Source organism: Stagnimonas aquatica (assembly GCF_003730135.1).
Classification (GTDB): domain Bacteria; phylum Pseudomonadota; class Gammaproteobacteria; order Nevskiales; family Nevskiaceae; genus Stagnimonas; species Stagnimonas aquatica.
Map to the genome: position 1 here is coordinate 243,162 of NZ_RJVO01000004.1, position 26,337 is coordinate 269,498.

Sequence of the window (26,337 nt, forward strand, 5' to 3'; positions counted from 1 at the left end):
CGCAAAAGAGGTTTTGCTGTGCCGTCAGGGCAAGGATGCGCTGACGTTTTTTCCACCCACCGGGCCCGCCAACTGGACGAAGGCGGATGTTCAACCTAACCGAGTACCCAATGAGCGAATCTTTTGCGGAAATGTTTGAAGCCAGCCTTAAGGCTGGTCAATCGATGCAGTCTGGCACCATCGTCAATGCGCTGGTCCTGGACGTTAAATCCGACGTGGTGATCGTCGACGCGGGCTTGAAGTCCGAAGGCGTGATCCCCCTCGACGAATTCAAGGTCGACGGCGAGCTGAAGGTCGCCGTCGGCGACATGGTGGAAGTGGCGCTGGAAACCCTCGAAGACGGTTTCGGCGAAACCAAGTTCTCCAAGGAGAAGGCCGAGCGCATCAAGGCTTGGGTCCGTCTCGACACCGCCTTCGAGAAGAAGGAAACCGTCATCGGCATCATCACCGGCAAGGTCAAGGGCGGTTTCACCGTCGACATCGGCGCCATCCGCGCCTTCCTGCCCGGTTCGCTGGTTGACGTGCGTCCGGTGCGCGACACCACCTTCCTGGAAGGCAAGCCGCTCGAGTTCAAGGTCATCAAGCTCGACAAGCTGCGCAACAACATCGTGGTCAGCCGCCGCGAAGTGCTGGAGGCCGAGTACTCGGCCGAGCGCGACAGCCTGCTCCAGAACCTGCAGGAAGGCGTGGTGCTCAAGGGCGTGGTCAAGAACCTCGTCGAGTACGGCGCGTTCGTGGACCTGGGCGGCATCGACGGTCTGCTGCACATCACCGACATGACCTGGAAGCGCATCAAGGATCCGGCGGAAGTCGTCACTGCGGGCCAGGAAATCGAAGTCAAGGTCTTGAAGTACGACCGCGAGCGTCGCCGCGTGTCGCTGGGCCTCAAGCAGCTCGGCGCCGATCCCTGGGCCGACATCGCCCGTCGCTACCCCGAGAAGACCCGCCTGTTCGGCAAGGTCACCAACATCACCGACTACGGCTGCTTTGTCGAGATCGAGCCGGGCGTCGAGGGTCTGGTGCACGTCTCCGAGATGGACTGGACCAACAAGAACGTCAACCCGGGCAAGGTTGTGCACCTGGGCGACGAGGTCGAGGTGATGATCCTCGACATCGACGGCGAACGCCGCCGTATCTCGCTGGGCATGAAGCAGTGCCGCCAGAACCCCTGGGAAGAGTTCGCGCAGAACCACCAGAAGGGCGACAAGGTCGGTGGCGCCATCAAGTCGATCACCGACTTCGGCATCTTCATCGGCCTGCCGGGCGGCATCGACGGTCTGGTGCACCTCTCCGATCTGGACTGGAACGAGCCGGGCGAAACCGCCGTGCGTCGCTTCAGCAAGGGCCAGGAAGTGGAAGCCGTGGTGCTCGCCATCGACGGCGCCCGCGAGCGCATCAGCCTGGGCGTGAAGCAGCTCGGTCAGGACCCGCTGACCCAGTTCCTCGCCGAGTACCAGAAGGGCGTGATGGTCAAGGGCACCGTCAAGACGGTGGATGCCCGTGGTGCGGTCATCGAGCTGCCGTACGGCGTCGAGGGCTACATCAAGGCCAACGACCTGTCGCGCGAGCGCGTCGAGGACGCCACCAAGGTGCTGTCGGTCGGTGACACGCTGGAATCGCGCTTCATCGGCGTCGACCGCAAGAACCGCTCGGTCACCCTGTCGGTGCGCGAGAAGGAAATCCAGGAGGAGCAGGAGATCGTTGCCGAGTACAGCCGCAACGCCTCGACCGGCAAGACCTCGCTGGGCGACCTGCTGAAGGATCAGCTCGGCTAAGTTTCACGCCGTTGCTGGGAAAAGCCGCGCAGTTCTGCGCGGCTTTTTTTTGCCTGTTGCTGGACGAAGGGCGCTCCGACCTTGGCGCGCAGCGCTTGCGCCGGCGCGTGGCAATGGTCTATCGTCCGCCTCAGAAAGTGGCCATAAATAACTGAATCCCATGACGAAATCCGAGCTGATCGAGGCGCTGTCGCTGAAGCAGACGCACCTCATGCAGAAGGATGTCGAGCTGGCCGTGAAGCTGGTTCTGGACCAGATCAGCAATGCCCTGGCGCGGCAGCAGCGGGTGGAAATCCGCGGCTTCGGCAGCTTCGCCCTGCATCACCGCCCTTCGCGGGTCGGACGCAATCCCAAGACCGGCGAGCCGGTGCACATCCCCGCCAAGCACGTGCCGCATTTCAAGCCGGGCAAGGAAATGCGCGAGCGGGTCAACGAAATGGGCCAGGCGGCGCAATCGTGATCCGCCTGCTGATCATCGCGGTGCTGCTGGCGGTACTGATCTTCGGGGTCGCCATCGGCTTCTACAACGCCACCCCGGTCACCCTCGACTACCTGGCCGGGCAGTTGCAGCTGCCGCTGATCGGTCTGGTGCTGGGCGAATTCGTGCTGGTGAGTCTGCTGACCCTGCTGGTCTGCGGCGGTCGCATTCTCAGCCTGCGCGGCGAAATCCGCCGTCTGCGTCGGCAGATCAAGGATGCCCAGGCGGAACTCCAGAGCCTGCGCAACCTGCCCTTGAAGGATCAGTAAACCGTGGTGGAAGGACTCATCCTGTGGCTGCTGTTGCCGCTGGGCGCGGCGCTCGGCTGGGCGCTGGGCCGCAACCCGCGACCGGCCGGCGATCCGGAGACCCTGTCTGGTCTCAGTCATCTCGCCAATGAAAATCCCGACCGCGCGATTGCCGCCCTGACCAAGGCGGTCGAGCGCGACCCGGAAGCCGCCGAACTCAACCTCACCCTTGGCGCCCTGTTTCGCAAGCGCGGCGAAATCGACCGGGCCTTGCGTCTGCACGAGAGCGTGCTGGCCCGCAAGGAGCTGCGCAGCGACCTGCGCACCCAGGCGCTCTACGAGCTCGGCCAGGACTGCCTCAAGGCCGGCTTGCTGGACCGTGCCGAAGAATTGCTGCGCGAGGCTTCGCAACATGCCTCGCACGCGGTGGTGGCTCTGGAGTTGCTGCTGCAAATCCACGAACTGCTGGGGGACTGGCAGCCGGCGCTGGATGTCGCCGGCCGGCTGGAAGCGCTGAAAGGCCAGAGCCTGGCTTTGCAACGTGCCCATTACGCCTGCGAGCTGTCCGATCTTGCCAGTCAGGATGGCCGCGAAGAGGAAGCGCTGCGCTGGGCGCGCAAGGCACTGGAGACCGATCCGGGCTGCGTGCGCGCCAGTCTATGTCTGGGCCGACTGGAGGAGACCCGCCAGCATTGGCACGACGCGCTGGCGGCCTACCTGAAGGTGTCCGAGCAGGACGCCCGCTTCCTGCCGGAGGTGCTGCCGGCCATCGAGCGGGTGTGCGCGGCCGGTGGTGAGGTGGATACCTTCCGGCAGTTCCTCGACAAGGTCGAGGCCCAGCACGGCCTCGATTCCAGCGTCTGGCTGGCGCGGGCGCACCAGCTGCCCGATGCCAACGCCCAGGCGCTGTACCTGGCCGACAAGTTGGCGCAGCGTCCGTCCTGGCGCGGACTGGTGCAGTTTCTCAGCCTCCCGGTTGCCGGCGACGCCGGTCGCCTGAGTCGGCCTGTGCAGGCCTTCCGCGAGTCCCTGGTGAAGGTGCTGGACAAGCGGCCGCGCTACCACTGCAGTCACTGCGGGTTCGCGCCGAGTCTGCTGTTCTGGCGCTGCCCCAGCTGCAAGCAGTGGGGCAGTGTGCATCCGGCACCAGACACTCTCTGAAGCGCCGGCCGGTCGCGCCCGGCCCGGGTATCCGCTATTGGCCGTAGGTGTTGCGGTAGCGACGATCACCGCGATTGATGTCGGCCAGCACGTTCTTGGGAATTTTCTCGATCAGGTCCTGGCGCATGGCCGACAGCCGGGCGCGGTCCTGCGGGTCCAGGCTGGCCAGCCGCAGGCCGGCGTCCAACTGGGTCAGGGCGCCGCGCTGGTCGCCGCGCTGGAGGTAATAGGTGGCGATCTGGAACTGCGATTCGGCGATGTTGCCCAGCTGCCGGGAGGCCTCGGACAGCAGGCGGTAGGTTTCCACCCGGGTGCCCAGGGCCTGGTCGCGGGTCAGTAGCAGCTGACGAGCTTCCGCCGGCTTCTTGTCATCGAGCAGGGCTTGCGCCTGGGCGAGGATCGCCGGGGCGTAGCGCGGGTTCAGGGTCAGCGCCTTGGCCAGCAGCGCGCGGCCTTCGGCGCTGTGGCCGGAGTCGGCCAGAAGCTCGGCCTGCAACAACTGCACGTTCACCTGCCGTGGCAGGCTGGCGACCAGCGGCTTCAGGGCTTCGAGGCCATCGTCGGCGCGACCCACCTTCGACAAAGCGAAGGCATAGCCGTAGCGCACCGCCGGCGAGTTGTCGCCGGCGCGCAGTCGCCGCCCGAAGTCGTCGACCGCCTCATTGACGCGCTCGGCCATCAGCACCTGGGTGCGCGCCTTCATCAGCGAGAACTCCACCGAATCCCGATGCTCGGTCTTGGGCAGCGCCTCCGCGCGCGCCCGGGCCTCGGCGATGCGGGTGGTGTTGACCGGGTGGGTGCGCAGGATTTCCGGCAGCCCCGCGCCGTACAGGCGTGATTGCTGTTCCAGCTTGGCGAAGAAGCTGGCCATGCCCTCGGGGTCGTAGCCGGCCTCGGCCATGGTGTGGATGCCGATGCGGTCGGCTTCCAGTTCGTGGGCGCGGGTGTAGTTGACCTCGCGCTGGTAGTTGACCGACTGCCCCAGCGCCAGGGCGCCGAAGATCACGTCGGGATTGGCCGAGCCGGCGATGATGGCGGCGATCATCGCCGCCCAGGTGGCGATGTTGGCGGTGCGGGTATCGGCGGCGGTGCGCGCCAGATGGCGCTGGGTGACGTGGGCCTGCTCGTGGCCCATGACGCCCGCCAGTTCGCTCTCGTTGTCGGCGGACAGCAGCAGGCCGGCGTTGATGCCCACCAGACCGCCCGGCACCGCGAAGGCATTGATGCGCGGATCGCCGATGACATAGAACTTGAACGGTACCGGTGCGGCGGCGCCCTTGGCCGCCAGCTTCCAGCCCACCGAGTTGATGTAGTCGGAGACCTCCGGGTCTTCGACCAGATAGTCGCCGCCGTACAGCTCGGCGGCCACCTCGGCGCCGATCTTGGCCTCCTGTGCCGGAGACAGCGTCAGGTCGGCGGGCTCGCCCATCTGCGGCAGGTCGAGCGCGGCCGGCGTGCCCTGGGCCTGGGCGCCCAGGGCGGTGGTCAGGGTCAGTGCGGCAAGCAGGTGCAGGGCAGGGTAGGTGCGCAAGGAAGGAGTCCGGTAGCCGGCTGAATGCCGGGTGCTGCTGCCTATAGTGTGATGCAAAAGGAGATTGGTTCGTCGCAACTGCGGAGTCGCGATGCCGCAATGATAAAATGCCACTTCACCACGGTCGGCAGCACGCATGAATTGGGCGGATTACGCGATCCTCACGATAGTCCTGGTTTCCATCCTGGTGGGGATTTTCCGTGGGCTGACCCGTGAGCTGCTGGGCCTGGTCGGCTGGGTGCTGGCGTTCTGGCTGGCGTTCCACTTCCTCGACCCGGTCGCCGCCTGGCTCGACGGTCGCATCGCCACTCCGTCGGTGCGGCGGGCGGTGGCCTTCGGCGGCATTTTCCTGATCACCTTGCTGCTGTCGTCGATCGCCGCCTTCCTGCTGGCTTCGATGATCCGCGACAGCCAGTTTTCCGGTGTTGACCGGACCCTCGGTGGCGGTTTCGGCTTCCTGCGTGGTCTGCTGCTGATCGCCGCCCTGCTGATGGTCGCCGGCACCACTACCGCACGCCAGGATCTCTGGTGGCGCCAGTCGCTGCTGGTGCCCGAGCTGGAATGGCTGGCCGACGCCCTACACTCCGTGTTACCCGAGAGCTGGATTCGGGCACTGGAGTCCCCACATTCCCCTTCCGAACCTGCCGTTCCACGGCAGGGCCGGTTTTCCTGAGCCGTTCTCAGAACAGCCTTTCGTCTCTAGGAGCTTCCTGACCCATGTGCGGCATCGCCGGCCTCGTCTCCAAATCGCCCGTCAATCAGGAACTGTTTGACGCCCTGACCATGCTGCAGCACCGGGGCCAGGACGCCGCCGGCATCATCACCGCCGATGGCGACCGCCTGCACCTGCGCAAGGAAAACGGTCTGGTGCGCGATGTCTTCCACGCCGACGAGCACATGAACAAGCTGCGCGGCCTGATGGGCATCGGTCACGTCCGCTACCCGACCGCCGGCTGCGCCACCTCGGCGGAAGCCCAGCCCTTCTACACCAACATGCCGTTCGGCATTTCCCTGGCGCACAACGGCAATCTGACCAATACCGAGGAGCTCAAGCAGGCCCTGTTCGAGGAGGACCGCCGGCACATCAACACCGAGTCCGACTCCGAGGTGCTGCTCAACGTCTTCGCCCACGAGCTGATGCAGCAGAACACCCTGCGGCTGACGCCGGAGGACATCTTCGCCGCCGTTGCCCGCGTGCATCGCCGGGTGCGCGGGGCCTACGCGGTGGTGGCGATGATCACCGGCTACGGCATCGTCGGTTTCCGCGATCCCTACGGCATCCGTCCGGCGGTGGTTGGCCGTCGCGACGGCCCGCATGGCCCGGACTTCCTGATCGCCTCCGAGTCGGTGGCGCTCGACGCGCTCGGTTTCACGGTGCTCGGCGACATCGAGCCCGGCGAGGCGGTGATCGTCACCGAGGACGGCCGCCTGTTCCGCCAGCAGTGCGCCGCCAAGCCGATGTACTCGCCCTGCATCTTCGAGTACGTCTATCTGGCCCGCCCGGACTCGATGATGAACAACATCTCGGTGCACAAGGCGCGCCTGCGCATGGGCGTGAAGCTGGCCGAGAAGATCCAGCGCATCTGGCCAGACCACGACATCGACGTGGTCATCCCGATCCCCGATACCTCGCGGGTGCCGGCCTCCGAGCTGGCGCAGGTGCTGGGCGTGCCCTACCGCGAGGGTTACATCAAGAACCGCTACATCGGCCGCACCTTCATCATGCCCGGCCAGGCGCAGCGCAAGAAGAGTGTGCGCCAGAAGCTCAACCCGGTGGATGTCGAGTTCCGTGGCAAGAACGTGCTGCTGGTGGACGACTCCATCGTCCGTGGCACCACGTCGAAGGAAATCATCCAGATGGCGCGCGACGCCGGCGCCCGCAAGGTCTACTTCGCCTCCGCCGCGCCGCCGGTGCGCTATCCCAACGTCTACGGCATCGACATGCCGACCACCGCCGAGCTGGTCGCCCACGGCCGCACCGAGGAAGAGCTGTGCACCCTGCTCGGCGCCGACCGCTTGGTGTTCCAGGATCTCGAAGACCTGATCGACGCGGTCAAGCACAAGCACGCCAACATCGAGCGCTTCGACTGCTCGGTGTTCACCGGCGAGTACGTCACCCAGGACGTCGACGCCAAGTACCTCAATCAGTTGGAGCTGTTCCGCAACGACGCCGCCAAGGAGACCCGCAAAGCTGGGGCCTCGGGCACGCTCGATCTGCAGAACGCCGCCTGAAGTCCGGTCATGGCTGACTTCGACCCGGACTGGGGTTTCGCCACCCTCGGCGTGCGGGCCTTCGAGCCCGCGCGCGGCGTCGGCGAACATTCGGCGGCGATTCACCCGACCTCGTCCTTCGTGTTCGGCAGCGCGGCGGAAGCGGCGGCGGTGTTCGCCGGCGAGGCGCCGGGCTATGTCTACTCGCGCTTCACCAATCCCACGGTTCAAGCCTTCGAGCGGCGGCTGGCGGCGATGGAGGGGGGCGAGGCCTGCGTGGCCACCGCCAGCGGCATGGCGGCAATCCTCTCGCTGTGCCTGGCGACCCTGAAGACCGGCGACGAGGTGATCGCCTCCACCAGCCTGTTCGGGGCGACCGTCAATCTGTTCAACAACGTGCTGTCGCGTTTCGGCATCGTCACCCGCTGGGTGAGTCTGACCGACCTCGACGCCTGGCGGCAGGCGCTCACGCCCAAGACCCGGCTGCTGTTCGTGGAGACCCCCTCCAACCCGCTTTCGGAGGTGGCCGACATCGCCGCCCTGGCGGAACTGGCGCATGCCCACGGCGCCAAGCTGGCGGTCGACAACTGCTTCCTGACGCCGGTGCTGCAGCAGCCGCTCAAGCTCGGCGCCGATTATGTGATCCACTCCGCTACCAAGTATCTGGACGGGCAGGGCCGCTGCCTGGGCGGCGCGGTGGTCGGCGACGCGCAGTCTGTGGGCAAGGACGTGTTCAGCTTCCTGCGCACAGCGGGCCCCTCGATGAGCCCGTTCAACGCCTGGGTATTCCTCAAGGGCCTGGAGACCCTGGCGCTGCGCATGCAGGCGCACGGCGACAACGCCATGCAGCTGGCGCGCTGGCTGGAGCAGCAGCCGCAGGTGCAGCGGGTCTACTACAGCGGCCTGGAAAGTCACCCCGGGCACGCCCTGGCCAAGCGCCAGCAGCGGGGTTTCGGCGGCGTACTGAGCTTCGAGTTGCGCGGCGGCCGCGAGCAGGCCTGGAAGCTGATCGACGCCACCCGCCTACTGTCGATCACCGCCAACCTGGGCGATACCCGCACCACCATCACCCATCCCGCCACCACCACCCACGGCCGGGTTTCGGCCGAGGCGCGGGCCAAGGCCGGCATCGGCGAGAACCTGGTGCGCATCGCCGTCGGGCTGGAAGACGTCAAGGATCTGATCGCCGATCTGCGGCAAGCCCTGACGGCATGACCGCCGCCAGCGAGGCCCTGCTGCGGGCGAGTCTGGCCGGCAGCGACGAGCAGGGCCCCAGGCCGATGGTCGATCTGGACATGCCGGCGGTGATGCGCAAGGCCTTGTTGCCGGCTTTGCCGCTGCTCAAGCCGGCAGCGGTGCTGGTGCCCTTGCTGCGACGCCCCGAGGGGCTGACGGTGCTGCTGACCCGCCGCGCCGAGACCCTGCGCAACCACAAGGGCCAGGTCAGCTTTCCTGGTGGTCGCCGTGATCCTGGCGATCCCAGCTTTGCCGCCTGCGCGCTGCGCGAGGCCGAGGAGGAGGTGGCGCTGCCGCCGGAGAATGCCGAGGTGATCGGCTATCTCGACGACTACCCGACCATCAGTCGTTACCGCATCACGCCGGTGGTGGCGCTGGTGCAGCCGCCGGCGCAGTTCCGGGTTGATCCGGGCGAAGTGGCGGAAGTCTTCGAGCTGCCGCTGGCGGTGGCGCTGGATCCCGGAAGCTTCGAGCGCGGGCTGCTGAGCCGCGACGGCTTCAAGCTGCCGTTTCTGGAGATCAACTACCACGAGCGTCGCATCTGGGGCGCGACCGCCGGCATGCTCTGGGAGCTGTGCCGCAAGGTAAATTCGCACCGCGCTTGAGGCGTCTTCGGCAGCCCGGCTATGAAGACCGGCCCGTCATGTTTATGATCCCTTGATAAACCTTTAAAGGGGGAGACATGAGAATTGGCATCGTGGTGGATTCCGCGTGCGATCTGCCGCAATCCTTCATCGACGAAAACAAGATCGTCATTCTGCCGATCACGCTGCATCTCGATGGGCAGACGATGTTGGACGACCGCAATGCGGCGACCACCATCGAGTTCTACCGCAAGCACGTCACCGACGCGGCGCGGGCGGAGACCTCGGCGTTCACCGTCGAGCAGATCAAGAAACTGTTTCTCGAGCGGCTGGTCCTCGACTACGACCTGGTGTTCTGCTTCACCATCGCCAGCTCGCGCAGCCCGATGTTCGACAACGCCAATCGCGCGGCGCTGCAGATCTTGAACGAGTACAAGCCGATCCGCGCCGCCGCCGGTATCCCCACGCCGTTCGGCCTGCGCATCATCGACACCCAGAACTGCTTCGGCGGTCAGGCGATTCCGGTGATCGAGTGCGTGCGCATGATCAAGGCCGGCGAGAGCCACAACAAGATTCGCGAGCGCCTGGAATTCCTCACCCAGAACACTTACGGCTACCTGCTGCCGCGCGACCTGAAACAGTTGCGCGCCCGCGCCCACAAGAAGGGCGACAAGAGCGTCGGGCTATTGCAGTACGTGCTGGGCTCGGCGCTGGACGTGAAGCCCCTGGTGCGCGGCTACCGCAACACCACCCAGCCGGTGACCCGGCTGCGGCATTTCGACGAGGGCATCGCCAAGGTCTTCAAGTACGTCGAAGGCCAGATCCGCAAGGGCCTGCTGACGCCGAGCCTGTTGGTCGAGTACGGCGGCGATCCGCGTCTGCTTGAGGCGCTCCCTGGCTACGCGCAACTGGTGAACACCGCCCACGCGCATGGCGTCGAGGTGTTCGTGGCGATGATGAGCATGGTCGCCGGCATCCATGTCGGCGAGGGCGCGGTGGGTGTGGCCTTTGCCGCCGCCGAGCACGAAGTGGACCTGTAGAGGTTAGTCTGGAGCGCGCGAGGCCTGATAGCGGCGGACGAAATCCAGCAAGTCCACGCCGATGGCTTCACAGATTTCTTCGAGTTCGACCAGGTCGATCTTTCGCTCGCCGCTCTCACTCTTGCTGACATAGCTCTGAGGGCGGGAGCGCAGGCGTGCCGCCATCTCCATCTGAGTGAGCCCTGTCTCTAGGCGCACCGATTTAAGCAGGACTCTCAAGTCCTGCCTGCGGGTCTCCCAGTTACGCCTGCTCGCCATAGTGCAAGCACGCTAAAACCTGTTGCGGGATAACCCGAAACGGGATAATCTGGCCAGCGTCTTGAGATGCTTGGCGGACAGCAGAATTTATACGGACACCTTGTTCCGGGATGCGTCTGGTTCCTGGTCGGGGTGCTATTGGGAAACTCGGGTGCCACATTCCTGGCTGGGGAGCCGGAATAGTGCCGAGTGAATGGGAAAAATCATGAAAAGAGCGATCATCATTTTTACTTGGCCGGTCTTGCGCTGCCGGGGCGCGGTGTCATGACGCGCGAAGGTTTGCGACATGCGTTGACGATTCCAACGGAGTACAGCCTGACCCAGCTACGTTCACTGCTTCATGGTGCCTTGGAGAATGCCAGTGGGCGCGGGGACGGCGAGTATGTCGAGCACTTGATGTTGCTCATGCTCGGAGTCGCCAAGCGTGCAAGCCAGATACGAAAAGACTTAAGTGCCAGATGAACTGGTCAGGTATGGGGCAATCTTCCCGTGGAACCCGCATGCACGGGTGAGGCTGTCGCCAACGGGATGGCAGTGGAGAAAATCTCTGTCGTTCTCTGAGTAGCGGAATAGCCTCCGATAACCCTGCACCCAGCCCGGCAGGTAGACCGGATGCAATCCGGGGCATTTCTCCGCTGAGGGCGCAATCCCGGATTTCATCGGGGCTACAGGAATCAGGTCTTTACCCTTACGCGAGGCGATTCAAACCGTTATGCGCAGCTACCCGGTAGGCCTCGGCCATCGTCGGATAGTTGAAGGTGGTGTTAATGAAGTAGCGCAGATTGTTGAGCGTGGGGCTGGCCATCGCGGTCTGGCCGATGTGGACGATCTCCGAGGCGCGGTCGCCGAAGCAGTGCACGCCCAGGATTTCCAGCGTCTCGGCATGGAACAGGATCTTCAGCATGCCAACGGTTTCGCCGGTCATCTGCGCGCGCGCCAGGCTCTTGAACTGGGCGTGGCCCATTTCGTAGGGCACGCCGGCTTCCTGTAACTCGCGTTCGGTCTTGCCGACGCTGCTGATCTCGGGGATGGTGTAGATGCCAGAGGGCAGCAGTCGGAAGCGCTCGGAGCTGCCGCCGCCGGTCAGGATGTGCTCGACCGCGAAGCGGCCCTGGTCGTAGGCGGCGGAGGCGAGGGCGGGTGGGCCGGCGATGTCGCCGACGGCGTAAATCTGCGGTTGGCTGGTCTGGTAATGCTCATTGACCGCCAGCTGCCCCCGCGAGTTGGGCTTCAAGCCCAGCGCCTCCAGTCCCAGGCCGTCGGAATTACCGGTGCGGCCGTTGGCCCAGAGCAGCAGGTCGGACTTGATCCGGCGTCCCGACTTCAGGTGCAGCACCACGTCGTCGGCCCGCGCCTCGATGCGGGCGTACTGCTCGTTGTTGCGGACGATCACGCCCTGCTCGCGCAAATGGTAGGACAGGGCCTCGGCGATCTCGTCGTCGAGGAAGGACAGCAGGCGGTCCTGGGTGTTGACCAGGTTCACCTTGCAGCCCAATTTGACGAAGATCGACGCGTATTCGCAGCCGATCACACCGGCGCCGTAGATGGTGATGGCGTGCGGACTGTCGGCCAGTTGCAGGATGGTGTCGCTGTCGCGTACCCGCGGATGATTGAAGTCGACGTCCGGCGGCCGGTAGGGGCGGGATCCTGCGGCGACCACGAAATGCTTGGCGCGCAGCTTCTGCGAACTGCCCAGGCTGCTGTCCACTTCCAGGGTCTGGGCGTCGACGAAGCGGGCGCTGCCGGCCAGCACCGGCACCCGGTTGCGCTCGTAGAAGCGGCGGCGCAGCGCCACTTGCTGTTCGATCACCCGCCCGGCGCGGGTCAGCAATTGCGGGAAGGACAGACGCAGGGAGCTGCGGAACTCGCTCAGCAGGGGCTCGTTCTGGAAGTCGCTGAGGGTTTTCACCGCGTGCCGCAGCGCCTTGCTGGGAATGGTGCCCCAGTGGGTGCAGCCACCGCCTACGTCGAAATGGCGCTCGATCACGACCGCCTTCAGGCCATTCTTGGCGGCCATCATCGCGGCGCCTTCGCCGCCGGGCCCGCTACCGATCACCGCCAGGTCGTAATGCTTCATGTCGATATTTCTTACTACGGTAGGGGTTGCGTGGCTTTTGCAGGGATGATGACCGGCCGGCTTGCCTGACTGTCCGTACAGAAATTTATCCGTCCGGGCGAATGCTGTAAAAAAAGCTCATTGAAATCAGGTAGTTCAAAGTTTACCTTAAGGTAGATAATAAGCTTTAAACAAACCTCGGTTTCGTGGCCACGACCAAAGTTGCAGGGGTGCTTTGAAGGTCGGGTCGACAATTTCTGGAGCGTGGGCGATGAGCGATCTCGAGCAGGGCAGTCTGGCCTATTTCCTATCCAAGCCGGTCAGCCCGCAGTGGGCGGATTTTCTGCGGGTGCTGGGCGAGGAACTGAGCGAGCAGATGAGTCCGGAGGAAATCCGGGCCTTCTTCCTGCTGCTGGGCCGCCGCATCGCCCGGCGTAATCCGCTGATCGCCGGTGAGACTCTGCAAGACCTCGAGCAGGCCGCGAACGAGCAGCTGCGCAACATGGGCTGGGGCTGGATGCGGGTGCGGGATCTGAACACCAGCCTGGAGTTCCTGCATTCCTGTGCGCCGCTGCGGCAGGCTTTCGGCGATGCCGCCATGGAATGGGCTCCGGGTTTGCTCGAAGGACTCTACAGCGACTGGCTCAAGCAGCTGGGGGCCGAGGAGACGCTGGTACTACAGCAACTGGGCAAGCCGGAGGGTGTGCAGGACACCCTGCGTTTTCGGTTGGCGCACCCGAGTCAGTTCCTCTAAGGGAGGATCGTCATGTCGGAAAAAAGCGATGACATCAAGCAGCTGTTCTCCCATCTGGGGTTGAACCCCAGCGACTACCAGGAGATCCGCAGTGCGCCGAGCGCCAATGCCACCGTGACCGAAGCGCCCCGGCGCTGGTCGCTGCTGCAGGCGACTAGCAAACAGCCGTTGCCGACCAAGGTCGCCCCCATCCTCAGCACTCCGCCTGCCGCCGTTCCGGCGGCGGTGCCGCGTGCGCCGGCCCCGGCCACGCCTTCGCAATGGGCCGAGTTGCTGCCGCGCGCCACCACGGCGCCGGCCGCTGTGCCGACCGTGGCCGTACCGACCGTTGCGGCGCCGGCGCCAGTGGCCGACCAGCCGCTGGCCGAGGGCCTGCGCTCGCTGTTCCAGTCGGTGCGCGAGCCGGTTCCGGTCGCGCCGCTGCCGACCGCTCCGACCCTGGCCGTGCCGCCGCCAGCGGAAGCTGCTGCCGAGCAGGTATACCGGGAACTGCGCGGCGGCGCGGCGATCCCGCCGGCCCCCTTGCCGCCGCCGGCCTGGGCGGGCTACGACGCCGAGCAGGAAACCCGCTACGCCGTTCCGCCCGCCGCGAGCAAGCCGGCGGTCGTGCCGACCGCGCCGCTTGCTCCGGCGCCGATTCCGGCCCGTGTTGCTTCCACCATGCCACCGGCCGCCAGCCGGCCGGAGCCGCAACGCGCGGAATCTCCGGTGCCTGCCAAGAACCGCCAGCCGCCGCGCCCAGCGCCGCCGCCGGTGGCGGAGGCCGGTGCCGGGGTTGCGGAGCTGGGCGGCGATCTGCAAGCGGCGTTCCGTCGGTTGGCCGAACCCGAGCCGCCGCGCGCGGCCGCCAGCGGTCGGCTGCGTCTGCGTACCCCTGCCACGCCGCAGGTGCAGGGCAGCGCCAGTCGCGAGGCGCGGCTGGATGATGTACTGCGCCGCATCTCGGGCCACAATGGGCCGTCAAAATAGCGGACCGGCCGGCATACAAGGCGCATGAATCCGAACACCAACCGACTGATCGTTTCGATCGTGTCGCCGAAAGGCGGCGTCGGCAAAACCACCATCGCGGCCAACCTGGCGACGGCCCTGGCCGCGCGCGGGCAGGCCTCGCTGCTGGTGGATCTCGACTCCCAGAACAGCCTGCGCCTGCATCACCAGATGCCGCTGGACGATACCTCCGGCCTCGCGGTGCAGACCCTGCGCGGCCTGCCCTGGGCGGACTGTGTCTATCGCAGCCCCTATGGCATTGATTGTCTGCCGTTCGGACTGATTTCCGAATCGGATCGCCGGGAATTCGAGCGCCGGCTCGACAGCGATCCGACCTGGCTGGTGCGCAACCTCGACGCCCTGCGGCTGTCGCCCGGCAGCTATGTGATCGTCGACACCCCGCCGGGGGGCTCTGCTTACCTGACCCAGGCGCTGCTGGCCGCCGATGTCGCGGTCTGCGTGCTGCTGCCGGACGCCGCCTCGTTCATCACCATCCCCTCGATGGAACGCTGGCTGGACGAGTACAGCCGCCCGCGCCCGGACTTTCAGGGCGGTTATTACCTGCTCAACCGCATGAACAATGCCCGGGTGCTGTGCCGTGACGTCGCCTCGGCGCTCGAGCGCGATCTCGGCGAGCGGCTGATTCCGGTGGAAGTGCATTTCGACTCCGCCGTCGAGGAAGCCCTGGCCTCGCAGACGCCGATCCTCAAGTACGCCCCGGAGTCGCCGGCCACCCGCGACATCACCGCGCTGGCGGACTGGCTGCTCAAGCTGCCATGAGCGAACGCAATCCCAGTTATGTGCTGAGCAACGCCGCGCGGGTGGGACAGCCCTGGTCGCGGGTGCTGATCAACCAGAACTGGGACCGCCGCATCGAGCGGCTGATCGAACTGGGGGTCTGGGACTGGCGCTGGATGCTGCCGCTGAGCCTGCTGCTGTGCGCGATTCCGGCGGTGATGGTGGTGACCACGCCGCTATCGTTCGGCGGGCAGGTGCTGTTCGCGATCTGCACCTTCCTGCTGGCGGTGTGGCTGAACCGCATTGAAGGGCGCCTGGTCTCGCACATCCTCATGCTGCTGTCGGTGCTGGTCAGCACCCGCTACATGTACTGGCGGCTCACCGAGTCGCTGGGCTCGATCTATTCGAGCGACCGCTACGGCGACATGTTCTTCTCCAGCGGCCTGCTGGCGGCGGAGTTCTACGCCTACGTGGTGCTGCTGCTCGGTTACTTCCAGGTGCTCTGGCCGCTCAATCGCAAGCCGACGCCGCTGCCCCGGGACCTCAAGGAATGGCCGGTGGTGGACATCTACATCCCCACCTACAACGAGCCGCTGAAGGTGGTGCGGCCAACCATCCTCGCCGCGCTCGATGTCGACTGGCCGAAGGACAAGCTCAACGTCTACGTGCTCGACGACGGCAAGCGCCAGCAGTTCCGGGAGTTTTGCGAGCAGGTGGGTGCGATCCACATCACCCGCAACAACTCGCGGCATGCCAAGGCCGGCAATCTCAACGCCGCCATGCAGAAGACCCATGGCGAGTACATCGCCATCTTCGACTGCGACCACATTCCGACCCGCTCCTTCCTGCAGGTGACCATCGGGGGCTTCCTGCACGACCCCAAGCTGGCGATGGTGCAGACGCCCCACCATTTCTTTTCGCCCGACCCCTTCGAGCGCAATCTGGGCACCTTCCGCCAGGTGCCCAACGAGGGTGAGCTGTTCTACGGCCTGTTGCAGGACGGCAACGACTTCTGGGACGCCACCTTCTTCTGCGGCTCCTGCGCGGTCTTGCGGCGCACCGCGCTGGAGGAAGTCGGCGGCATCGCCGTCGAGACCGTCACCGAGGACGCCCACACGGCGCTGAAGATGCACCGGCGTGGCTGGAGCACCGCCTATCTGAACATCGCCCAGGCCGCCGGTCTGGCGACCGAATCGCTGTCGGCGCACGTCGGTCAGCGCATCCGCTGGGCGCGCGGCATGGCGCAGATCTTCCGCACCGACAATCCCTTGCTCGGGCGCGGTCTGCACTTCGGCCAGCGGCTCTGCTACGCCAATGCCATGCTGCACTTCTTCTACGGATTGCCGCGCCTGGTGTTCATGACCGCGCCGCTGTCCTATCTGTTCTTCGAGGCACACATCATCAGCGCCGGCGCGCTGGTGATCGCCGCCTACGCGCTGCCGCACATCGCCCACGGCAACCTCACCAACTCGCGTATCCAGGGGCCGTACCGGCACTCGTTCTGGGCCGAGGTCTACGAGACGGTGCTGGCCACCTACATCATGTGGCCGACGCTGCTGGCGATGATCAACCCCAAGCTGGGTTCGTTCAACGTGACCGCCAAGGGCGGCATCAACGAGCGGACCTACTTCGACTCCGACATCGCCAAGCCCTACCTCTGGCTGCTGGTGCTGAATCTCGCCGGCGTCGCGGTGGGTATCGCCCGGGCGCTGAAGTTCAACACCCACGAGGTCGATACCGTGGTGCTGAACATCCTCTGGAGCGTCTACAACCTGATCATCATCAGCGCCGCGCTGGCGGTGGCCTGGGAGTCCAAGCAGGTGCGCCGCTCGATCCGCGTCGACACCACCATCAACGCCCGGCTGCGGGTGCCGGACGGACCGATGATCGAGGCGGTGACCACCGATCTTTCCGAAGGCGGTGTCGGCCTCAAGCTGTCGCAGCCCTATCCCTTGCCCCAGGGCGCGGAAGTGCAGGTCGCCCTGGTGCCGGAGCGCAGCCTGGTCTGGACCCCGGTACGGGTGGTGCGCTCGCGCGGCGAGATGCTGACCCTGGAATTCCAGCCGCTGGACGTGGCACAGGAGCGGCAACTGGTCTACGCGCTGTTCGGCCGCGCCGACGCCTGGGTGGACTGGTCGGCCACCCGTCCGGTGGATCGCATCGGCGAAAGCTTCCGCACCATTCTCGACTTCGGCCTGGCCGGGGCGATACACCTCACCAAATTCACTGCTCAGAACCTGAAGAGTTCCCTTATGGAAGCCCTGAATCGGATCTTTCCCAAACTGAAGGCCGGCCGTGCCGCCGCTGTGCTGCTGCCGGCGCTGCTGGCCGCAGCTCTGCTGGGCCTGCCGCACCCGGCGCGCGCCCAGCAGGCCGACGCCGCCTCCGCACCCGCTGGAGACAACGCGCTCAGCGGCAGTCGGGTGGAATCGCGACTGCTGACCTTCCAGTCGATGGGCGCCCAGAAGCCGATCCGCCTGCGCGGTGTCACCGGCGAGATGACGCTGCCGGTGGCGGTGCGTGACGACGAGGTGGTGACCAAGGCGCGCCTGCGCCTGAAGTTTGCGCACTCGCCCTCGCTGATCATGCCGCTCTCGCACATGAACGTGCTGGTCAACAACGAGCTGGCGGCGACCATCCAGTATTCGTCGGAGTCCGCCGGTGGTTCCGAGCGGATCATCGACATCGACCCGCGCCTGTTCGTGGAATACAACCAGATCGGCCTGCAGGCGATCATGTCCTACACCATGGACTGCGAGAACCCGCTCGGCACCGGCCTGTGGACCATCGTCAGCAACAAGTCGACGCTGGAGATCGAGACCAAGCCGCTGGCGCTGCCGCAGGATCTCAATCTGCTGCCCAAGCCCTTCTTCGACGCCCGTGATTCCCGCAAGCTGACGCTGCCCTTCGTGTTCAGCGGCTCGCCGGGCCTGGAAGAACTGGACTCGGCGGCAGTGGTTTCGTCCTGGTTCGGCGCCCTGGCCGACTACCGTGGCGCCAGCTTCCCGGTCTATCTCGACCGCCTGCCGATGGGCCATGCGGTGGTGTTCGTGAACGGCAACCGCGCGCCGGCCGGCCTCAACCTGCCCAGCGACGGCAGCAATGCCAAGATCATGCTGGTCGCCAATCCGCGCGATCCGATGTCCAGCCTGCTGGTCATCCGGGGCAGCACCGGTGAAGGTCTGAAGGCCGCCGCGCGCAGTCTTGCTCTGGGCGCCCAGGGCCTGTCCGGTGCCGAGGCGGTGATCCGCGAGTTCAAGGATCCGGGCGCACGCAAGCCCTACGACGCGCCGCGCTGGATTCCCACCGACCGCCCGGTGCAGGTCGGCGAGCTGGCCCAGCCTTGGCAGCTGGAAGCGGCGGGTCTGTACCCCGATACCATCCGCGTGCCCTTCCACGCGCCGCCGGATCTGTTCACCTGGCGCAGCAAGGGCATGAAGCTGGCGCTGAAGTACCGCTACACGCCCACCGTCGGCTCCAAGTCGACGCTCAACATCAGCATCAACAACGAGTTCGTCGAGGCCATCGCGCTGTCCTACAGCGGCGAGGACAAGGCGGCCGAGCAGCGCATCAAGCTGCCGTTCGTGTCGCAGTACGAGTCGGTCAACAGCGGCACCGTCTACGTGCCGGACTACAAGTTCAGCGCCGACAACACCCTGCAGTTCCAGTACTACTTCGAGCGCAAGAAGGAAGGCGCCTGCAAGGACGTGGTGCTCGACAATCTGCGCGGCGCCATCGACCAGGATTCGACCATCGACCTGTCGGCCTTCCCGCACTACACCGCGCTGCCGGAGCTGACCCTGTTCGCCAACGGCGGCTTCCCGTTCACCAAGTACGCGGACCTCAGCCAGACCGCGATTGTGATGCCGGACAACATCAACGCCGAGGAGATCGAGGCCTTCCTGACCGTGATGGGCCGCATCGGCAACGCTACCGGCTACCCGGCGCACCGCTTCGCGCTGGTTCGCGCCGCCGAGATCGACGCCTACGACGACCACGACATCCTGATCCTGGGCAGCGCCGGCAACCAGCCGCTGCTGGAACGCTGGGCGAGCGCGATGCCGGTGGCGGTTGCCGACGGCGCGGTCAGCCTCAATGTGCTGGGTCCGATCGAGCGTCTGCGCGCGCGCTGGGAGGGTCGCGACCTCAGCGGCGCCATCGACCATGCCGGCCGGGTGGTGCTGGAAGCCGGGCGCTCCCTGGGGCTGATCATGAGCTTCGAGTCGCCGCTGTCGTCCAAGCGCACGGTGGTGGTGATGACCGCCGGTACGCCCAAGCGGCTGACCGAGGTCGCCAACCTGTTCACCGATGCCGGCAAGGCGCAGTTCGTGCGCGGCGACCTGGTGCTGTTCAACGGCGACCAGGTCAACAACTACCTGCTCGGGCCGCAGTACAACGTCGGCAGCCTGCCGCTGCTCACCCATCTGCGCTGGTGGGCTTCGCGTCAGCCGCTGGTGCTGGTGATGCTCTGCCTGCTGGCGGCGCTGCTGCTGGCGACGGTGCTGTACCGCTCGCTGCGGCGGATGGCGATGCGCCGCAAGCAGGTCGGTCATTGAGCGAGGTCTGCTCCTGACATGCGTTATGCGATCACGGCGGTCGCTGCCGCGATCACCGTCGTGGTGGCGGTGACGGCCTACAGCTACTGGCAGTGGAGCCGCCCCTGGCGCGCCTGGCAGTCGTACCGCACGGTGTTCGTGCAGAACGACGGCCGGGTGATCGACCGCACCGCCGGCGACCGCAGTACTTCCGAGGGACAGGCCTACAGCCTGTTCTTCGCGCTGGTCGCCAATGACCGGCCGCTGTTTGACCGCATACTCGGCTGGACCGAAGCCAACCTCAGCGGCGGGCCTCTGGAACAGCGGCTGCCGGCCTGGCTCTGGGGCCTGCGCGAGGACGGCAGCTGGGGCGTCAAGGATCCCAACCCGGCCAGCGACGCCGATCTCTGGATCGCCTACAGCCTGATGGAGGCGGCGCGGCTCTGGCAGGCGCCGGCCTACGGCCGCAAGGGCAGGGCGCTGTTGAACCTCATCCGTGCCCAGGAGCTGGCGGAGGTGCCAGGGGTCGGCGTCATGCTGCTACCGGCGCCGCAGGGCTTCCAGCTTGAGGACGGCCGCTGGCGCCTGAACCCCAGCTACCTGCCGGAATTCCAGCTGCGCTACTTCGCCGGGATCGACCCCTACGGGCCCTGGAAGTCGGTCTGGAGCAATCACCTCACCCAGATGCAGCGCCTGTTGCGGAGCGGCATTGCTCCCGACTGGTATCAGGTCGATGCCGCCGGCAAGCCGCTGCTGGATGCGGTCAGTGGCGAGCGCAGCAGTTACGACGCCATCCGCGTCTACCTGTGGGCGGGGATCAGTGCGGTCGCCAGCGGCGAGCGTGCCGCCGCGCCGCTGCTACAACTACTTGCCCCCTACGCCGCTCTGGTCCGTGCCCAGGGCCAGCCGCCGGAGGTGGTCGATGCCGCCACTGGCCGGAGTTCCGGCGGTGCCCCCATTGGCTACTCTGCGGCCGTGTTGCCTTTCCTCGCAGTAGTGGATGAAGATACTGCTGCAACCCAGCGTGTCCGCTTGAAAAACAGTCGGCAGGAGGGGGGCGACGGCAACCTCGGAACGCCACCCCATTACTACGACCAGGTGCTCGCCCTGTTCGGAGAGGGGTGGGCCGAGCAGCGTTATCGCATTGATACCCAGGGTCAGGTCATTCCACGATGGTCAAAGACATGTTGCGGCTGGCCCTACTGAGTCTCGCGCTGGCCTGCGCCGCCGCGACGGCTCAGGCACAGCCGCCGACCGCAGCCGCGACCACCGACCAGCTTGCCACCCAGGCGCGCTACTGGGAGGGCAAGGGCCGCTATGACCTCGCCCGCGAGAACTGGCTGAAGCTGCTGCGGGTCTCGCCCGACAATCCCACGGCGCTATCCGGCCTGGCCAATGCCGAGGCAGTGAGTGGCCGTGGCGCCGCCGCCCAGGTGTATCTCGACCGGCTGCGGGAAGCACACCCCAATCACCCCGACCTGCGCCGCCTGGAAGCCGCGATCCGCGCCGGCAGCTACGATCCGGACAAGCTGGCGCAGCCGCGCGGTCTGGCCCGCCAGGGCAAGTACCAGCAGGCGGTGGAGGCCTACCGCAGCGTCTTCAACAACGACATCCCGGGTGGCCGTCTGGGCCTGGAGTACTACCAGACCCTGGCCGGCACCGATAACGGCTGGCAGCCGGCCTATGCCGGCATCCAGAAGCTGGCGCAGGACAACCCGGGCGAGCCGATCTACCGGCTGGCGCTGGCCCAGCACCTCACCTACCAGGAACCGACCCGCCGCGAAGGCATCCGCAGCCTCGCCGAGCTGAGCAAGGACAGCACGCTGGCCAGCCCGGCCCGTCAGGCTTGGCGTCAGGCGCTGCTCTGGCTGGGCGCGAAGGCCGGAGACGAGAACCTGTACCAGGACTATCTGCGCCAGGGCGGCGACGACAGCCAGATCAGCGCCAAGCTCAACTCCCTGCGCGAGGCCCGCAGCAGCGCCGTGGTTGCTGCGCGCAGCGAGCCGGTCGATCAGCCGCCGAGCGCCGAGGAACTGCGCGGCCAGCTGGTCAAGCAGGGCTTCGACAGCCTCAACGACGGTCGTCTGGAGCTGGCCGAGGCGCAGTTCAACCAGGCTCTCAAGAACTACGGCGAGTCCGCCGACGTGCTCGGCGGTCTGGGCATCATCCGACTGCGCCAGGAGGCCTACGGCGAGGCCGCCGATCTGCTGGCACGGGCCTCCAATCTCAACAAGGCGCGCGCCAGCCGCTGGAAGGATGCCCTGGATACCGCCCGCTTCTGGCAGCTGGTGCGCGCTGCCGAGGCGGCGCGCAAGGCCGGCGACAACGCCCTGGCGGTGCGCGAACTGCGCCGGGCGCTGAGCCAGGATCCGCAGCGGGCCGCCGAACAGCCCACCGTGCGCATCAGCCTCGCCGACCTGCTGGTCGAGGAAGAGCAGCTGCCGGAGGCGGAGAAGATCTACCGCGACATCCTGCGCAGCCAGCCCGACAACGCCGATGCCCTGCGCAGCTTGATGGCGCTGCTGGCGCGCGACCGGCGGCTGCCGGAGGCCATCGCCCTGGGCGAGCGGGCGTCGCCGGAAGTGCGTGCCCAGCTGGGCGGTTTCGGGGTGCTCAAGGCCCAGAGCTTGCGCGACCAGGCTGGTGAGGCGCTCAAGGCCAAGGACGATGCCCGCGCCGAAGTCCTGCTCAAGGAAGCGCTGCTGGTCGACCCGGAGAGCCCCTGGACCCGTCTCGACCTGGCGCGCATCTACCAGCGCCAGCAGCGCAGCCGCGAGGCCAGCACGCTGATCGACGGCCTGCTGGCGCCGGGCAGCGGCAATGTCCAGGCCGAGGCCCTGTACATCAAGGCGCTGCTGCTCGCCGAGCAACAGAACTGGTACGAGGGGCTGCAACTGCTGGAGCGGATCGAGCCCGGCGCGCGCAACGCCGGCATGACCGAGCTGCAGAAGCGGCTGTGGGTGCGCTACCAGACCCAGCGTGCCGGCGTGTATTCGCACCTGGGGCAGCCGGGCGTCGCCAGCCAGATCCTGGCCGAGGTCGAGCCCTATGCCGCCGACCAGCCGGAGTTGCTGGGTGCGCTGGCCACCGCCTATGCCGATGTCGGCGACGAGAGTCGCGCGCTGGCCTACATCCGGCAGGCCCTGACCCGGACCAGCAACCCCGGGTCCGGCCTGCGTCTGCAATACGCCGGCCTGCTGTTCAAGCTGCGTCAGGACGCCGAGTTCGAAGTGGTGATGGAAGACCTGCTGCGCAAGGGCGACCTCGACGCCGAGCAGAGCCAGGGCCTGGCCAATTTGCGCATCGCCTACCGTCTGCGTCAGGCCGATCTGGTACGCGAAGAGGGCGACCTCGCCCGCGCCTACGAGTACCTGGAACCCCTGCTGCGCCTGAACCCCAAGGACCCGCGCCTGATGATGGCGCTGGCGAGGCTCTACAACGACTCCAAGGACTACGATCAGGCCTCTCGTCTGTATCGGCAGGTGCTGGCGCAGAACGATCAGGATCTTGATGCCTACAAGGGCGCGATCAATGCCGCGCTCTCGCTCTCGCAGTGGGACGAGGCCGATGCCCTGCTGGAGCGGGCCTTCGCACTCGATCCCGAGAACCCGCGCCTGTACGCGATGGCCGGTCGCTCGGCACGTGGCCGTGGCGACGACGGTCGCGCCCTGCAGCTGTTCCAGCAGGCGCTGCGCATCGACGCCCAGCGGGCCGGCGAAGGCGGCAACCCGTTCAGCAAGAGCAATGCCCAGCCGCTGCTGCAACTGATCGACCCCGCTGCCGCCGGCAGCCGGGTGCCGTATTCGCCGCAGGTGTTGGGTGCGCTCGCCCCGGTGCCGGCGGTGGCGGCCGTGAAGCCGGCCTCCGCCAGCCAAACACCGCAGCAGACCGCCGTGCTGGCCGTCGCCCGGTCCTCGTCCGCCAAGTCGATCCCGGCAGTCCGCGCCAAGCTGGCTCCGGCCGCAGTGCCGGTGCAGCTGGCCATGGGAAACGGATCGCGGCGGGCCGCCGTTCCGCTGCCGGCAGCGCGTCTCATGCGCGCCGCCTGGACCCGGGGCGATGTTTCGATCCCGGCCCGCCACACGGCAGGGCGGCTCTGGAAAGTGTCCACACCGCCTGAGAGCGGCCAGAGCAAGGCTGCCAGCGCTACCGTCAGCCGTCCCAGCGGCTACTGGGCGGAGGAGCTGCGCAGTAGCGGTGACAGCGCCGCCTATCGCTACGTCGAAGGCGCCAGCGGCGCCACGATGGCGCCAGCAGCGCCAGCGGCCACTGCTCCGGTTTATCGCAGCGTCCCCGCCAGCAGCCCGGCGCCGACCCCGATCACGCCGACGCGCAGCGAGTTTCCCGCGCCCCGTCGCGCCAACGGCACTGGCTTGCAGACCACCCTGAGCCGGCCGCAGCCCAGCCTGCGCGAAGAGTTGCTCGGCGACATCGCGGAGTTGCAGCCACCGGCGGCGGGCGCGGCAGCCAAGGCAGCGCCGCAGATCTATTACGGCGACAGCTACGGCGTCTACGAGGTGCCGAGGCAGAGTGGTGGCTACTCCGCACCGGTCGCCGCACCGCGCTACAGCCTGCCGCCACCGCCGCCCGCCCGCGTCGCCGGCCCGGCAATGGATTTCAAGCTCAGCCGTCCCGAGGTCGTGCTCAGCCAGGAGAGCAGCAGCCCGGAGGACCGCCGGCAGTTGCTGCGCGAGATCGGCGATCTGCGCGCCAAGCGCAGTCCCTACGGACAGATCGGCCTGAGCCTGCGCTCGCGCGACGGCGTCGAGGGCCTGGACCGGCTCGACGGCATCGAGGCGCCGGTGGAGATCGGGTTCCCGGCCACCGAGGCTGGCCGCTTCAAGTTTCGTGCGGTGCCGGTGTCGCTGGAGGCGGGCACCCTCTCCGGTCGCAGCCTGCCACTGTTCGGCACCCTGGGGCTGGCGACCGCCCTGGCCTCGGCCAACGGCGAGGACCCCACCACCATCACCAGCCGCCGCATCAGCCAGAGCGAGTCGGGCGTTGCCCTCGGGCTGGGTTACGAAGTGGGCGATTTTCGCGCCGACTTCGGTACCTCGCCGCTGGGCTTCCCGGTGGAAACCCTGGTCGGTGGCGTCAACTGGCGCCCCAGCGTCGGCCAGACCAGCTTCAAGATCGACGTCGCCCGCCGCTCGGTGACCGACAGCCTGCTGTCCTACGCCGGCGCCCGCGATCCCGGCACCGGTCTGGTCTGGGGCGGCGTGACCAAGACCGGCGGGCGCCTGGATGTCGCCTACGACCTCGGCCGCTATGGCGTCTATGGCAACGGCAGCTACTACCTGCTGGATGGCCAGCACCTGCCGGAGAACTCGGTGGTGGAGATCGGTGGTGGCCTTTATGCCCGCGCGGTCGAGCGTCGCAGCATGCGCCTCACCTACGGCCTCAACCTGACTGCCTTCGGCTACGACAAGAACCTGCGCCGGTTCAGCTTCGGGCACGGCGGCTACTTCAGCCCACAGTCCTACTTCGCGGTGAGCGTGCCGGTGGAGTGGGAGGGCTACTACAACCGCTTCAGCTACCGCATCGGCGGCGCCATCGGTATCCAGGCCTTCCGCGAGGACGGCGCCGGTTACTACCCCTCGGATGTTGGTCTCGCCGACGCTTACACGGCAGCGTTGGAACTGGCCGACCCGGAGCTGCAGCTACAGGGCGGCTACAGCTCCAAGCAGTCCACTGGCATCGGCTTCAGCTTTGGCGGCCAGTTCGAATACCTGCTTGATCCCAATCTGTCCGCTGGCGCGCGGCTGTCCATCGACAATGCCCGCGACTACCAGGAAGGCAGCGCGCTGGGCTATCTGCGTTACAGCTTCTATCCGCAGAGCCGCGTCTCCAACCCGCCGGCCTTGCTGCTGCCTTACTTCAATTTCGGAGACCCCCGCCTATGAGCCGCCGCGACCTGCTGAAGGCGCTGCCGCTGCTGGCCTGCGTCGCCTGCGCTTCCGCGCCGCCGCAGAGCCCGGTGCCGGCCCCGGCCGGGATGGCCGGAGTCGCCTATCCAGGTGCCTACGGCGCCAGGGCGGATCAGCGCTACCTGGCGCAGCCGCCGACGCTGGGGCAGCCGATCCGCCCACCGGCTGCGGCGATGCCAACGGCCAAGTTCGGCGAGGCCGATGCCGGTCTGCAAGGCATGGCCGAGGGCGAGACCGAGCGCGCCGAGCAGAGCTTCGAGCGGGCGCTGGAGGTCAATCCTTTCGATCCGGTCGCGCTCAACAATCTCGCCGTCGCCAAGGCCGAGCAGGGCCAGTTTCACGAGGCCGCCGCGATGCTGGAACGCGCCGCCAAACTGCAACCGGACAATGCCGAGATCGCCGCCAACCTGGCGCGTCTACGCGGCTATGTGCAGGGCTATGCGATGGCCGGTGTCGAACCGGCCGGCCAGAGTCCCGCCGCGATCAATGGCAGCCTGCCGCCCGCGCCGCCGGCTCTATGGGGTAGCCGCCGGGTCAGCCAGCCCAGCTATGGTGCTGCGGTGCTGGTGGACGACGGCGGTTTGGCCCTGCCGGCCTCGGTCCCGTCCGCCAGTGCAGCGAGCCGGGTGTCGAACGCGGCGGCGGGATCGTTCGCCACTGGCGACGGCAGCGGCTACTACATCTCCGAGGCCTGCCGCGAACCGAGCGCCGCCGCGCCGGCGAAGAAGAAGAGCAAACCGAAAACCGTCAGTCGCAGCGGTCCCAGTAGCGGCTGCCCCACTCCTGCGCCCTGACGGGTGGTTGTTGAAACCAAAAGG

At 66.8% G+C, this 26,337-nt stretch carries 20 protein-coding genes; 17 read left to right on the forward strand and 3 right to left on the reverse strand.

The window, feature by feature from the left end; genetic code table 11:
- The first annotated feature begins 110 nt into the window (after positions 1-110).
- From rpsA to ED208_RS10705, 4 genes are all read left to right on the forward strand, one after another.
- On the forward strand, positions 111-1,775 hold the full coding sequence (gene rpsA / locus ED208_RS10690) for a 30S ribosomal protein S1 (RefSeq protein WP_123211883.1): 1,665 nt from the start codon (positions 111-113) through the stop codon (positions 1,773-1,775).
- A gap of 160 nt (positions 1,776-1,935) precedes the next feature.
- Positions 1,936-2,235 (forward strand): integration host factor subunit beta, encoded by a 300-nt coding sequence (locus ED208_RS10695; RefSeq protein WP_123211884.1) that lies wholly within the window; start codon positions 1,936-1,938, stop codon positions 2,233-2,235.
- Positions 2,232-2,522, forward strand: a complete 291-nt coding sequence (locus ED208_RS10700; RefSeq protein ID WP_123211885.1) for a LapA family protein — start codon at positions 2,232-2,234, stop codon at positions 2,520-2,522. The genes ED208_RS10695 and ED208_RS10700 overlap by 4 nt, the downstream gene beginning before the upstream one ends.
- A 6-nt stretch (positions 2,523-2,528) precedes the next feature.
- A complete protein-coding gene (locus tag ED208_RS10705; RefSeq protein WP_158608512.1) occupies positions 2,529-3,662 on the forward strand; it encodes a tetratricopeptide repeat protein in 1,134 nt (377 codons plus the stop codon).
- 34 nt (positions 3,663-3,696) lie between these two features.
- Here ED208_RS10705 and ED208_RS10710 read toward each other — a convergent pair whose 3' ends face one another.
- Positions 3,697-5,193 (reverse strand): M48 family metalloprotease, encoded by a 1,497-nt coding sequence (locus tag ED208_RS10710; RefSeq protein WP_233575024.1) that lies wholly within the window; start codon positions 5,191-5,193, stop codon positions 3,697-3,699.
- Between the two features lie 136 nt (positions 5,194-5,329).
- Here ED208_RS10710 and ED208_RS10715 point away from each other — a divergent pair, with 136 nt between their 5' ends.
- From ED208_RS10715 to ED208_RS10735, 5 genes are all read left to right on the forward strand, one after another.
- Entirely contained in the window at positions 5,330-5,866 is a 537-nt protein-coding gene (locus tag ED208_RS10715; protein WP_123211888.1) for a CvpA family protein, read from the forward strand.
- 44 nt (positions 5,867-5,910) lie between these two features.
- The gene (gene purF / locus ED208_RS10720; RefSeq protein WP_123211889.1) at positions 5,911-7,425 is read left to right on the forward strand and encodes an amidophosphoribosyltransferase; all 1,515 of its coding nucleotides are present in this window, start codon (positions 5,911-5,913) and stop codon (positions 7,423-7,425) included.
- Positions 7,426-7,434: 9 nt separating this feature from the next.
- Complete coding sequence (locus ED208_RS10725; protein WP_123211890.1) at positions 7,435-8,619, forward strand: O-succinylhomoserine sulfhydrylase; 1,185 nt, start codon at positions 7,435-7,437, stop codon at positions 8,617-8,619.
- Positions 8,616-9,245 (forward strand): CoA pyrophosphatase, encoded by a 630-nt coding sequence (locus tag ED208_RS10730; protein ID WP_123211891.1) that lies wholly within the window; start codon positions 8,616-8,618, stop codon positions 9,243-9,245. Before ED208_RS10725 ends, ED208_RS10730 begins: the two co-directional genes overlap by 4 nt.
- 77 nt (positions 9,246-9,322) lie before the next feature.
- Entirely contained in the window at positions 9,323-10,264 is a 942-nt protein-coding gene (locus ED208_RS10735) for a DegV family protein (protein ID WP_123211892.1), read from the forward strand.
- A gap of 3 nt (positions 10,265-10,267) precedes the next feature.
- Here the strand turns inward: ED208_RS10735 and ED208_RS10740 are convergent, their stop codons facing one another.
- The gene (locus tag ED208_RS10740; protein ID WP_199720592.1) at positions 10,268-10,483 is read right to left on the reverse strand and encodes a helix-turn-helix domain-containing protein; all 216 of its coding nucleotides are present in this window, start codon (positions 10,481-10,483) and stop codon (positions 10,268-10,270) included.
- A gap of 228 nt (positions 10,484-10,711) precedes the next feature.
- Between ED208_RS10740 and ED208_RS17095 the strand changes: the two genes are divergently transcribed.
- Complete coding sequence (locus tag ED208_RS17095) at positions 10,712-10,984, forward strand: hypothetical protein (protein ID WP_148044734.1); 273 nt, start codon at positions 10,712-10,714, stop codon at positions 10,982-10,984.
- A 226-nt stretch (positions 10,985-11,210) separates the two neighbouring features.
- On the opposite strand, the gene sthA is transcribed toward ED208_RS17095, so the two are convergent.
- Complete coding sequence (gene sthA, locus ED208_RS10745; RefSeq protein ID WP_123211894.1) at positions 11,211-12,605, reverse strand: Si-specific NAD(P)(+) transhydrogenase; 1,395 nt, start codon at positions 12,603-12,605, stop codon at positions 11,211-11,213.
- Between the two features lie 244 nt (positions 12,606-12,849).
- Between sthA and bcsD the strand changes: the two genes are divergently transcribed.
- Genes bcsD through ED208_RS10780 form a run of 7 tightly spaced genes read left to right on the forward strand, consistent with a single transcriptional unit; the run spans position 12,850 to position 26,313 of the window.
- Positions 12,850-13,332, forward strand: a complete 483-nt coding sequence (gene bcsD / locus ED208_RS10750; RefSeq protein WP_123211895.1) for a cellulose biosynthesis protein BcsD — start codon at positions 12,850-12,852, stop codon at positions 13,330-13,332.
- A 12-nt stretch (positions 13,333-13,344) separates the two neighbouring features.
- The gene (bcsR, locus tag ED208_RS10755) at positions 13,345-14,301 is read left to right on the forward strand and encodes a BcsR/BcsP family cellulose biosynthesis protein (RefSeq protein WP_123211896.1); all 957 of its coding nucleotides are present in this window, start codon (positions 13,345-13,347) and stop codon (positions 14,299-14,301) included.
- Positions 14,302-14,325: 24 nt separating this feature from the next.
- Entirely contained in the window at positions 14,326-15,099 is a 774-nt protein-coding gene (bcsQ, locus tag ED208_RS10760; protein WP_123211897.1) for a cellulose biosynthesis protein BcsQ, read from the forward strand.
- The gene (gene bcsA, locus ED208_RS10765) at positions 15,096-19,613 is read left to right on the forward strand and encodes a UDP-forming cellulose synthase catalytic subunit (RefSeq protein ID WP_123211898.1); all 4,518 of its coding nucleotides are present in this window, start codon (positions 15,096-15,098) and stop codon (positions 19,611-19,613) included. The genes bcsQ and bcsA overlap by 4 nt, the downstream gene beginning before the upstream one ends.
- 18 nt (positions 19,614-19,631) lie before the next feature.
- Positions 19,632-20,798, forward strand: coding sequence for a cellulose synthase complex periplasmic endoglucanase BcsZ (bcsZ, locus tag ED208_RS10770; RefSeq protein WP_123211899.1), 1,167 nt, complete (start codon positions 19,632-19,634; stop codon positions 20,796-20,798).
- Entirely contained in the window at positions 20,777-25,495 is a 4,719-nt protein-coding gene (locus ED208_RS10775; protein WP_158608513.1) for a cellulose synthase subunit BcsC-related outer membrane protein, read from the forward strand. The genes bcsZ and ED208_RS10775 overlap by 22 nt, the downstream gene beginning before the upstream one ends.
- On the forward strand, positions 25,492-26,313 hold the full coding sequence (locus tag ED208_RS10780; protein WP_123211901.1) for a tetratricopeptide repeat protein: 822 nt from the start codon (positions 25,492-25,494) through the stop codon (positions 26,311-26,313). The genes ED208_RS10775 and ED208_RS10780 overlap by 4 nt, the downstream gene beginning before the upstream one ends.
- Positions 26,314-26,337 lie beyond the last annotated feature (24 nt).